This window comes from Streptomyces sp. NPDC056222, from assembly GCF_042264065.1.
Taxonomy (GTDB): Bacteria; Actinomycetota; Actinomycetes; order Streptomycetales; family Streptomycetaceae; genus Streptomyces.
In genome coordinates this window covers 1-10989 of the sequence record NZ_JBHJTL010000153.1, presented here as the reverse complement: position 1 = coordinate 10989, position 10989 = coordinate 1, and the positions used below count along the sequence as shown (strand labels likewise).

The window sequence follows — 10989 nt, the reverse complement described above, 5'->3', positions numbered from 1 at the left end:
GTCGCGCTCCGTGTGCTGTGCTTCGGTGTCCATCGGGGGCAGAGCCTATCCGGCCGCCCTGTGAATCATCGCTCCGAAGCCCCGCGCGATCGGTGAGCCGGAGCTCAGTTGTCGCGCTTCTCCTTGATCTTGGCAGCCTTGCCGCGCAGCTCACGCAGGTAGTAGAGCTTGGCGCGACGGACGTCACCGCGGCTCACGAGCTCGATCTTCTCGAAGATCGGGCTGTTCACCGGGAAGGTGCGCTCGACGCCGACGGAGAACGAGACCTTGCGGACCGTGAAGGTCTCGCTGACGCCCGAGCCCTGGCGGCGGATGACAACGCCCTTGAACTGCTGGATACGGGAGCGGTTGCCCTCGATGACGCGCACGTGGACGTTCACGGTGTCGCCGGGACGGAAGGCGGGGAGGTCGGTGCGGAGCGAAGCCGCGTTGACCGAGTCGAGCAGGGAGGCCATGGTGGTCTCTTTCCTCGCTGATGCCACAGGTCATCAGCGGAACGTTCGAGAAGGAGTTGGAGCGCCGGGTGTACCGGGCGGGCGTCGTCCCCCTGTGGCAGGGGCGCACGCCGGACACACAGCAGCGGCCTATTCTTCCACGGCGCCGGGCCTGCGCCAAAATCGGCCGCCGGGCTCCGGGGCCCAGCCCATCATGGAGAGGATCTCCCGGTCCTTCTTGTCGAAGGCGGCGGGGTCGCAGCGTTCGATGAGGTCGGGCCGGTTCGCCGCCGTACGGCGGAAGGCCTCGTCGCGGCGCCAGCGCGCGATCTTCCCGTGGTGCCCGCTGAGGAGTACGTCGGGGATGGCGCGGCCGCGCCACTCCGGGGGCTTGGTGTAGACGGGGCCTTCGAGGAGGTTGGCCATGGCGCCGGGGGCGAAGGAGTCGTCGCGGTGGGACTCGGCGTTGCCGAGGACGCCGGGCAGCAGTCGGGCCACCGCTTCGGTGATCACCAGGACGGCGGCCTCCCCGCCGGCGAGGACGTAGTCGCCGATGGAGACCTCGTACACCGGGATGCGGGTGGCGTACTCGTCCATGACGCGCCGGTCGATGCCCTCGTAGCGGGCCGGCGTGAAGATCAGCCAGGGGCGCTCGGAGAGCTCGACGGCGAGTTCCTGGGTGAAGGGGCGTCCGCTGGGTGTGGGGACGACCAGGGCGGGGCCGTGGGCGCCCGCCTCGAAGCCGTCGGCGAGGGTCTGGTCGAGGGCGTCACCCCAGGGCTCGGTCTTCATGACCATGCCGGGGCCGCCGCCGTAGGGGGTGTCGTCGACCGTGTTGTGCCGGTCGTAGGTCCACTCCCTCAGGTGGTGGACGTGGACGTCGAGCTGTCCACGCGCGCGTGCCTTGCCGACCAGGGAGACGTTCAGCGGTTCCAGGTACTCGGGGAAGATCGTGACGACGTCGAGCCTCATGCGCCGGCGTCCCCGGATGAGTCCTTGTCCCCGGAAGCATCGCCGGAAGCGCCCTCGCGTGCGCCCTCGGGTGCGTCCTCGGAGGAGTCCCGAGCGGAGTCCTCGTCCCGGGAGGAGACGATCTCGGCGCGGTCGTCGATGAGACCGGGCGGCGGGTCGATGACGGCCTGCTGCTTCTCCAGGTCGATGTCGGTGACGATCTCCTCGACGAAGGGGATCATCAGCTCGGTGCCGTCGGGCCGCTCGACGATGAAGAGGTCCTGGGACGGCAGGTGGGTGATCTCGGTGATCCGGCCGACCTCGGTGCCGTCCGCGAGTACGACGTCCAGGTCCATGAGCTGGTGGTCGTAGTACTCGTCCTCGCCCTCCGGCATCTCCTCGGGGTCGACGTCGGCGATCAGCAGGGTGTTGCGCAGTGCCTCGGCCGCGCTGCGGTCGCGTACGCCCTCGAAGCGGAGCAGCAGCCGTCCGCTGTGCACTCGGCCGGCCTCGATGGTCAAGGGCCCTGTGGAGGCCGGATCGGTGAGCAGAACCGCTCCGGGGCTGAGCCTCAGCTCGGGCTCGTCCGTCCGTACCTCGACGGTGACCTCGCCCTTGATGCCATGGGCGCGGCCGACCCGCGCGACTACCAGCTGCACGACTTCATTCTCTCCTGTCCGACGACGACGGGCCGGGGCGGACCCGAAGGCCCTCCCCGGCCCGTGCCGGTGTGTCCAACTTGCTCAGCGGACCTGGTCCACGTCGACGAGGTCGACGCGGATGCCACGGCCGCCGATGGCGCCCACGACGGTACGCAGCGCACGCGCGGTGCGGCCGTTGCGGCCGATCACCTTGCCGAGGTCGTCGGGGTGGACCCGAACCTCGAGCACGCGGCCACGGCGCAGGTTGCGCGAGGCGACCTGCACTTCGTCAGGGTTGTCGACGATGCCCTTCACGAGGTGCTCGAGAGCCTCCTCGAGCACGATCAGGCCTCGGTCGACTCGGTGGACGCGGCCTCGGCCTCGTCCGCCTTCTTGTCGGCCTTCTTCGCCTTCGGGGTGATGGCCTCACCCTTGGCGTCGTCGCCCTCGAGGGTCTTGGCGAACGCGTCGAAGGAGGCGCGCTTGTCCTCCTTCGTCGCCGGCTGCAGCAGCGGCGCCGGGGCCGGCAGGCCCTTGTGCTTCTGCCAGTCGCCGGTGAGCTTCAGGATGGCGAGGACCGGCTCGGTCGGCTGGGCGCCGACGGACAGCCAGTACTGCGCGCGGTCCGAGTCGACCTCGATCTTCGACGGGTTGTACGTCGGGTGGTACAGACCGATCTCCTCGATCGCACGACCGTCCCGGCGGGTGCGGGAGTCGGCGACGACGATGCGGTAGTGCGGCTGGCGAATCTTGCCGAGGCGCTTGAGCTTGATCTTGACTGCCACTGGAGTGGTGTCTCCTGGTCTTGACGTGGTTGGGCACATGAGATGCCACGTGGGGTTGCGGTACTCGGGTGCCCGATGGACGCGTCAGCCGGAGGAGAGAGGGGTCCTGTGCGACTGTCGAGTACAGCTAGCCATTGTGCCACACGCCTGTGGCACGCCGGACCGGGCGCTCACTCGGGCTCAGCTCGCCGCTCCGACCGATTCCGGGATACGGAAGGGCTTGCCGCAGCCGCCGCAGACGATGGGCGCCTGGGCGAGGACGGACGGGACCACGCGGACGTTGCGGCCGCAGTCGCAGACGGCCTTCACGCGGACGCCGCCGCCTGAGGAGCCGTGGCGCGCGGCCGGGCCGCGGAAGGAACGCTTGGTGTCCGCGGCCGTCGCGACGGTGTGGGCCTTGAGGGCGCGCTGGAGCCGCTCCATCGTGGGCCGGTACCGCCGCTTCGCCTCGGGGTTGAGCGTGACCAGGGAGAAGCCGCTGCTGGCGTGCGGCTCCTCGGGGTGGTCGAGGCCCATCTCCTCGGCGATGGCCAGGAATCTGCGGTTGTGGTAGCGGCCGGCGCGTGAGGTGTCGCGGACTCCTCGGGCGGCGGCGATGCCGTGGACTGCCTCGTGGAGCAGTCGCTCGAAGGAGAGCTCGGCGCCGCAGGCGGACGAGGACTCTCCGATCAGGGACTCGGGCGCGGCAAGATCGGGCAGTTCGGGGTGGTGCCGCTGAATGTCGGCCCACGCCTGTGCCAGCTCTGCGGCGAGAACAGGTGGTGTCGTGCTCACGTCGCGTACAACGAGCCGAAGTGCTCCCGGGTTCCATTCCGGGGCATCCCAAATAATTTGCACGTACCCGTCAGTTGCCGTTCATGCGTCCGGACGAGGGTCAGTGCGCCGATCTGCGGAGAAGGCTCGCAGGTCGCGCCAAGCTGGTGCGTAGTGGCGCATACGCGTCGGCGTGTATGCGGTGGCGTTCGCGCCCCCCCCGGGGGCCGACGCGGCCCGATGCGGGGACAGTACCGGGTCAGGATGCAAGGCGGCGCACCGAGCCCGCCCCGAACGGGAAGTGGTCCGGTGCGAGCACTGGACGCGGGGACGGATGCGCAGTTCCCTGACATACGGGGGGATGCGGGCGCACGTACACGGGGGCCGTCGACCAGGCACTGATTGGGGCGCTTTCCATGACACCTACGCTCGTCCGGCACGATCCCGCGCGCGACTGGGCCGAGATCCAGGAGCGCATGCTCGTGCCGCTCTACGAGGCGGTGTACGACCGTCTCGACGTGGGCCGCGGCTCGCGGGTTCTGGGGCTCGGCTGCGGTTCGGGGCTGGCACTGCTGATGGCGGCCTCCCGGGGCGCTGCCGCCACCGGCGTGGACCGGGACCACGCGCGCGTGGAGCTGGCGAGAGAGCGGCTGCCGGAGGGGTCGGGGCACGCGGTGGTCGAGGGGGATCCGGCCGACGCGGCGGCCGCCGGGGGCGCACCGTACGACGTGATCACGGCCTTCCACGCCTCGGCGGGGCTCGGCCGGGCGCTGGCCGACGTCACTCCTCTGGCGCAATCGGGCACGGCGATCGTGCTCGCGGGCTGGGGGCCGCCCGAGCGGTGCGCGACGGCGTCGGTGCTGCGGGTCGCCGCCCGGCTGACGGGCTGGCGGCCGGCGCTCCGTGACGACCTGGAGGAGGTGGTGGCGCGGGCCGGTCTGAAGCCCGACGGATCGGGTCGGGTGTCGTGCCCGTTCGGGTACGCGGACCAGGACAGTGCGGTGCGGGGGCTGCTGTCGACGGGCGAGTTCGACGCGGCGGTCCGGGCGACGGATCCGTCCCAGGTCGAGAAGGAGATCACGGAGGCGCTGGATCCGTATGTCCGCCGGGACGGGACGGTGTGGATGGCGAACGTCTTCCGTTACCTGATCGCCCGGGTGCCGTAGCCGGTCCGGCAGGCACCGCCACGCGCGCGTGGCGGGCGTCCGACCCGTACGGAACGCACGATGCCCCGCTTCTGCCCGGGCGTCCGACCCGTACGGAACGTACGACGCCCCGCTTCTGCCCGGGCGCCTACGTCTCCTTCTTCAGACGTGTGATGCCGGCCGCCCGGTAGGCGGCGTCCTCCTCCAGGGTTTCGTTGGCCAGGAGGGCGGCCGCGAGGGCGTCGAGTTTGTCGCGGTTCTCGCGGAGTTGGCGGAGGGCGCTCTCGTAGCACTCGTCGACGATCCGGCGCATCTCGTCGGCGACCATGTCGAGTGTCGCGGGGGCCGCCGAGAGGCCGTATGCCTGTTGGGCGTCGCCGGGGATGGCGGTGAGGCGGCCGACGCGTTCGCTCATGCCCCAGCGGCCGGCCATGCCGCGGGCGATGTTGGTGACCTGTTCCAGGTCGCTCTCGGCGCCGGTGGTGATGACGCCGAAGACGACCTGTTCGGCGGCCATTCCGCCGAGCGCGCCGATGATCCGGCCGCGCAGATAGTCCTCGGTGTACGCGTACTTGTCGGAGTCGGGCGTCGAGAGGGTGACGCCGAGGGCGCGGCCGCGCGGCACGATGGTGATCTTGCGGACGGGGTCGGCGCCTGGCTGGAGCATTCCGAGCAGGGCGTGGCCGCTCTCGTGGTAGGCCGTGCGGCGCCGTTCCTCCTCCGGCATGACGAGGGGTCGTTCGGCGCCGAGCTGGACCTTTTCCAGGGCGTCGGAGATGTCGGACCGGGTGACGGCCTTCTGCTGTCGTTTGACGGCGAGGAGGGCGGCCTCGTTGGCGAGGTTGGCGAGCTCCGCGCCGGTCATGCCGGGGGTGGTGCGAGCGACCTGGACCAGGTCGACGTCCTGGGCCAGGGGGATCTCGCGGGTGTGGATCTTGAGGATGGCCTCGCGGCCCCCGCGGTCGGGCGGGTTGACGTGGACGATCCGGTCGAAGCGGCCGGGCCGGGTGAGCGCGGGGTCCAGGACGTCGGCGCGGTTGGTGGCGGCGAGGACGATGACGCCTTCGGAGCCGGTGAAGCCGTCCATCTCGGTGAGGATCTGGTTGAGGGTCTGCTCGCGTTCGTCGTGGCCGCCCATGCCCGAGCCGCCGCCGCGGGCGCGGCCGATGGTGTCGATCTCGTCGATGAAGATGATCGCGGGGGCGACCTTGCGGGCCTCGGCGAAGAGTTCCCGTACGCGGGAGGCGCCGACGCCGACGATCATCTCGATGAACTCCGATGCCGAGGCGGAGAAGAAGGGCACTCCCGCCTCACCGGCGACCGCTCGTGCGAGGAGTGTCTTTCCGGTTCCGGGCGGGCCGGCGAGGAGGACGCCGCGCGGCATCTTGGCGCCCATGTCGCGGTAGGCGGTGGGGTTCTTGAGGAAGTCGACGACGTCGTTGAGTTCGCCCTCGACCTCGTCGATGCCGGCGACGTCGTCGAAGGTGGTGCGTGTGGCGCCGGGTTCGAGCTCGACGGGCTTGGGTGGGGCCTTGCGTCCGAGCATTCCGCCCGCGCCGCCGAGGCCGGAGCTCATGCGGCGGGCGATGAAGATCCACAGGACGACGAGCAGCAGCATCGGTGCGAGCGAGATGAGCAGGTTGGCGAGGAAGCTGCGTTCCTGGACGACGGGCTCGGCGGTGACGGTGACGCCCTTGGCGGTCAGTTCGTCCCAGAGGTTGTCGTCGGCGAAGGCGGGCCGCTGGGTGACGAACTTGGTGTAGTCGCCCTTGTCGCCGTTGGGCAGGGGCTGTTTGTTCTTGAGCTCGCCCTGGATGGCGTCGCCCTTGGAGTAGATCTTGGTGACGTTGCCGGCGGTGACCTGCTTGCTGAACTCGGTGTACGAGATCGTCGGCTCGTCGCCCCGGTTGAAGAACGACAGGACGAGGTTGGCGATCAGGTAGACGACCAAGGCGGTGAGGATGAGCCCTCCCCAGCCGCCGGGCATCTTCCGCTTCGGCGGCGCGGGCGGCGGGGCGCCTTCCGAGCGCCAGGGCTGGTCGGTCCGGTCGCGAGGGGGTACGGGGTTGGCCACGCTGCTCTCCTCAAGCCGACGTCAGGCCTCATTATTCGAGAACCGGATCAATGCGGCATTGCAGGCATGGCGTGGGGATGAAAAGGGGCCCGGGGCGGTTTCGCACCGCTCCGGGCCCCTCGTCGTACGACTGCCGTCCGGGCTGTCAGCCCATGAACTTCTTGAACTCGTCGGGGAGCTCGAAGTCCTGCGGGCCCTGCCCGGCCGCCGGGAGGCCGAACGCGCCGCCCTGCTGGCCCTGCTCGCGGCGGGCCGCGGCGGCCTCCTCCTCGGCCTTGCGCTTCATCGGGTTGCCGCTCTTGCGCTTGCCCTTGGCCTGCTTGACCTGCTTCTTCTGCCGGCCGGGGCCGCCACCCATGCCGGGCATCCCGGGCATGCCCGGCATTCCGCCACCCTGGGCCATGCGGGACATCATCTTGCGGGCCTCGAAGAACCGTTCGACCAGGCCCTTGACCGCGCTGACCTCGACGCCGGAACCCTTGGCGATACGGGCGCGGCGCGAGCCGTTGATGATGGTCGGGTCGTGGCGCTCGCCCGGGGTCATCGACTTGATGATCGCGGCCGTGCGGTCGACGTCCCGCTCGTCGATGTTGTTGATCTGCTCCTTCATCTGCGCCATGCCGGGCAGCATTCCGAGGAGCTTGCTGATGGAGCCCATCTTGCGGACCTGCTCCATCTGGGCCAGGAAGTCGTCGAGCGTGAACTCCTGCCCCTTCTTGGACGCCAGCTTGGAGGCCATCTTGGCGGCCTCTTCCTGGCTGAAGGTCTGCTCGGCCTTCTCGATGAGCGAGAGCATGTCGCCCATGCCGAGGATGCGGGACGCCATGCGGTCCGGGTGGAACGCGTCGAACTCGTCCAGCTTCTCGCCGTTGGAGGCGAACATGATCTGCCGGCCGGTGACGTGCGCGATGGAGAGCGCGGCACCGCCTCGGGCGTCGCCGTCGAGCTTGGAGAGCACGACGCCGTCGAAGCCGACGCCGTCGCGGAAGGCCTCGGCGGTGTTGACCGCGTCCTGACCGATCATGGCGTCGACGACGAAGAGGACCTCGTCGGGGCTGACGGCGTCGCGGATGTCCGCGGCCTGCTGCATCAGCTCCTGGTCGATGCCGAGGCGGCCGGCGGTGTCGACGATGACGACGTCGTACATCTTGGTCCGCGCGTACTCGATCGAGTCCTTCGCGACCTGGACCGGGTCGCCGACGCCGTTGCCCGGCTGCGGGCCGTAGAACGCCACGCCAGCACGCTCGGCGACGACGCCGAGCTGGGTGACGGCGTTGGGGCGCTGGAGGTCACAGGCGACGAGCAGCGGGGAGTGGCCCTGGCCCTTGAGCCAGAGACCGAGCTTTCCGGCGAGGGTGGTCTTACCGGCACCCTGGAGACCGGCGAGCATGATCACGGTCGGCGCGGTCTTGGCGAACCGCAGGCGCCGGGTCTCGCCGCCGAGGATGCCGATGAGCTCCTCGTTGACGATCTTGATGACCTGCTGGGCGGGGTTCAGCGCCTGGGAGACCTCGGCGCCGGCGGCCCGCTCCTTGACCTGCTTGATGAACGCCCGGACGACGGGCAGGGCGACGTCCGCCTCGAGGAGGGCGATACGGATCTCGCGCGCGGTGGCGTCGATGTCCGCCTCGGACAGGCGCCCCTTGCCCCGGAGATTCTTGAATGTCGCTGCAAGGCGGTCGGAGAGGGTATCGAACACGGCGGTCGCGGATCCTCGGTGTCGGGGGCGGGCGGACGGATTGCCCTCCAGGGTATCTGCCCGGTCGAAGTGCGTGCCCCCGCCCGTCGAAACGGGCGGGGGCGGGACGCTCTCACCGCAGCGCGCCCTCCAGGGCCCGGGCCAGGTCGGAGGCCTCTTCGTCGGGCAGGAGGGAGCCGTCGGGGCGGGTCACGTAGAGGGTGTCCACGGCGTTGGCGCCCAGGGTGGAGACATGGGCGCTCCTGACTCGGACGTCGGCGCCCTCCAGGGCCCGGCCGATGCGGTGCAGCAGGCCGGGGGCGTCCTGGGCGCGGACCTCGATGACGGTGGCGAGCCGGGAGTCGGCGGCGGCGACGGTGACGCGGGGCGGCGGGGCGGTGACGCCGCGTCGCCGGGGGTAGGCGGCCTCCCGTTCGGCCAGCCGTGCGCGGATGTCCAGGCTGCCGTCGAGGGTCCGTACGAGGTCGGCGCGGAGCCGGGCGGCCTGGGGCAGTGATCCGTACTCGGCGGCGACGCGCCAGTTCAGTACGAGGACGGCTCCGGGGCCGAGCTCGGTGGGGAGCTCGATGGCGCGCAGGTCGGCGGCGCGTACGGTCAGCCGGTGCAGGGCGAGGACGCCGGCGACGGCCGGCAGGACGCCCGGCTGGTCGGGCAGGGCGATGAGGAGTTCGACACCGACGGGTTCCGGTTCGCCGTCCTGGGGCTCGGTCTCCGGCTGGGTGTGGAGGGCGAGGGCGGGCTCCCCGGTGCGTAGTGCCTCGACCGCGAGGCGTTCATGCTCCGCGCTCGGGGCGGCAGGTTCCGGTTCCGGTTCGGGCTCTCCCGCGAGGACGGCGCCGACGCGTTTGACGAGGTCGGCGACGAGCGAGGCGCGCCAGGAGGACCAGGCGGCCGGTCCGGTGGCCAGCGCGTCGGCCTCGGTGAGGGCGTGCAGCAGTTCCAGTGCGCCCTGCGTCCCGACGGCGGAGGCGACGGACCGTACGGTGGCGGGGTCGTCGAGGTCGCGGCGGGTCGCGGTCTCGACGAGCAGCAGGTGGTGGCGTACGACGGTGGCGATGACGGCGACGTCGGCGCGGTCGAAGCCGATCCGGGTGGCGACGTCCCGGGCGATGGTCTCACCGGCCACGGCGTGGTCGCCCGGCCAGCCCTTGCCGATGTCGTGCAGGAGCGCGGCGACGAGCAGCAGGTCGGGTCGGCCGACCCGGCGGGTGAGCGAGGACGCACGGACGGCGGTCTCGACGAGGTGCCGGTCGACGGTCCAGGTGTGGACGGGGTTGCGCTGCGGGCGGCAGCGGACGCGTTCCCAGTCCGGCAGGAGCCGGGTGATCAGCCCTTCGGCTTCCAGGGCCTCCCAGACGGGCACGGTCGGCTCCCCGGCGCCGAGCAGAGTGACCAGTTCCTCGCGGGCCTCGGCGGGCCAGGGCACCGGCAGCGGCTTGGCGGTGGCCGCGAGCCTGCGGACGGCGTGCAGGGAGAGGGGGAGCCCGGACTGGGCGGCCGCGGCGGCGGCCCGCAGCGGGAGTACGGAGTCCCGTTCGGGTTTGGCGCTGAGGGCGAGGACGACCTCGCCGTCCATCTCCACCACGCCTTCGGCGAGCGGGGTGCGTTCGACGGGCGGCTTCGTGCCGGACCTGCCGCCCAGGATGGTGCGCAGCCTGGGCCGGGCCGAGCGGGCCTTGAGGACGCGGTTGACCTCGCGCCAGGTGACGTCGGTGGCGTAGGAGATGATCCGCGCGGACTCGTACACCTCGCGCAGCAGGGTGTCGGCGTCGAGGAGGCCCAGCTCTTCGGCGACGGCGTCCTGTTCCTGGAGGGCGAGCCGGTCGGTGGCCCGGCCGGTGGCGAGGTGCAGGGCGTCGCGGGCGTCGAGGAGGCGGCGACGGGCGCCGTCCAGGCCTTCCCGTGGGGCGTCGGCGAGCCAGGAGGCGGCGACGGCGCGCAGGACCTGGGCGTCGCGGAGCCCTCCCCTGGCCTCTTTCAGATCGGGTTCGAGGAGGAACTGCAGCTCCCCCATGCGCTCGGCCCGCTCCCGGCACAGCGCGTCGAGCTCGGGGAGCCGCCTGGGTGCCTGGTTGCGCCAGTCGGCGAGGACGGCGGTCCGCAGTCCGGCGACGAGGCCGTGGTCGCCGGCGACGGCCCGGGCGTCGAGGAGCCCGAGCTGGACCTTGAGGTCGTCCCCGGCGGTCTTGCGTGCCTCGGCGGGGGTGCGCACGGAGTGGTCCAGGGCGAGGCCCAGGTCCCAGACCGGGTACCAGATCCGGTCGGCGAGGGTGGCGATGGTGCCCGCGTCGGCGGTTCCGTCGTGCAGGAGCAGCAGGTCGAGGTCGCTGCGCGGGGAGAGTTCACCGCGCCCGTAGCCGCCGACGGCGACGAGCGCCACCCCTCGTGGCGGCTGGGCGGCGGTGAACAGTCCGGTCAGCCAGTCGTCGGACGCTCCCCGGGGGAACGCTCAGGGGACCCCTCGGAGACGCGCCCACAGGAGGCCTCTCGGAGGAGCCTTCAGGGGC

At 71.3% G+C, this 10989-nt stretch carries 9 protein-coding genes and 1 pseudogene; 1 reads left to right on the top strand and 9 read right to left on the bottom strand.

The genetic code is table 11. The features are described 5' to 3' along the window. Positions 1 to 104 precede the first annotated feature (104 nt). From rplS to ACFC0D_RS36850, 6 genes are all read right to left on the bottom strand, one after another. Positions 105 to 455, bottom strand: a complete 351-nt coding sequence (gene rplS, locus ACFC0D_RS36875) for a 50S ribosomal protein L19 (RefSeq protein ID WP_356894105.1) — start codon at positions 453 to 455, stop codon at positions 105 to 107. Positions 456 to 584: 129 nt separating this feature from the next. Next, a complete protein-coding gene (trmD, locus tag ACFC0D_RS36870) occupies positions 585 to 1406 on the bottom strand; it encodes a tRNA (guanosine(37)-N1)-methyltransferase TrmD (RefSeq protein ID WP_329115414.1) in 822 nt (273 codons plus the stop codon). Next, the gene (gene rimM / locus ACFC0D_RS36865) at positions 1403 to 2044 is read right to left on the bottom strand and encodes a ribosome maturation factor RimM (protein WP_376446040.1); all 642 of its coding nucleotides are present in this window, start codon (positions 2042 to 2044) and stop codon (positions 1403 to 1405) included. Before rimM ends, trmD begins: the two co-directional genes overlap by 4 nt. An 84-nt stretch (positions 2045 to 2128) precedes the next feature. After that, the gene (locus tag ACFC0D_RS36860; RefSeq protein WP_020868149.1) at positions 2129 to 2368 is read right to left on the bottom strand and encodes an RNA-binding protein; all 240 of its coding nucleotides are present in this window, start codon (positions 2366 to 2368) and stop codon (positions 2129 to 2131) included. 2 nt (positions 2369 to 2370) lie between these two features. Continuing rightward, entirely contained in the window at positions 2371 to 2811 is a 441-nt protein-coding gene (gene rpsP, locus ACFC0D_RS36855; protein WP_260227749.1) for a 30S ribosomal protein S16, read from the bottom strand. Positions 2812 to 2991: 180 nt separating this feature from the next. Further along, positions 2992 to 3585 carry a hypothetical protein gene (locus ACFC0D_RS36850; protein ID WP_376446037.1) on the bottom strand — a complete coding sequence of 198 codons (594 nt, stop codon included), beginning with the start codon at positions 3583 to 3585 and terminating at the stop codon, positions 2992 to 2994. 395 nt (positions 3586 to 3980) lie between these two features. Here ACFC0D_RS36850 and ACFC0D_RS36845 point away from each other — a divergent pair, with 395 nt between their 5' ends. Next, entirely contained in the window at positions 3981 to 4730 is a 750-nt protein-coding gene (locus ACFC0D_RS36845) for a class I SAM-dependent methyltransferase (RefSeq protein ID WP_376446034.1), read from the top strand. A gap of 127 nt (positions 4731 to 4857) precedes the next feature. Here the strand turns inward: ACFC0D_RS36845 and ftsH are convergent, their stop codons facing one another. The 3 genes and pseudogenes from ftsH to ACFC0D_RS36830 form a co-directional block, all read right to left on the bottom strand. Continuing rightward, the gene (gene ftsH, locus ACFC0D_RS36840; RefSeq protein ID WP_376446030.1) at positions 4858 to 6783 is read right to left on the bottom strand and encodes an ATP-dependent zinc metalloprotease FtsH; all 1926 of its coding nucleotides are present in this window, start codon (positions 6781 to 6783) and stop codon (positions 4858 to 4860) included. Between the two features lie 145 nt (positions 6784 to 6928). Continuing rightward, positions 6929 to 8482 (bottom strand): signal recognition particle protein, encoded by a 1554-nt coding sequence (gene ffh / locus ACFC0D_RS36835; protein ID WP_376446027.1) that lies wholly within the window; start codon positions 8480 to 8482, stop codon positions 6929 to 6931. A 112-nt stretch (positions 8483 to 8594) separates the two neighbouring features. Next, a pseudogene (locus ACFC0D_RS36830) lies at positions 8595 to 10913 on the bottom strand ([protein-PII] uridylyltransferase); the annotation flags it as partial. Between the last annotated feature and the right edge of the window lie 76 nt (positions 10914 to 10989).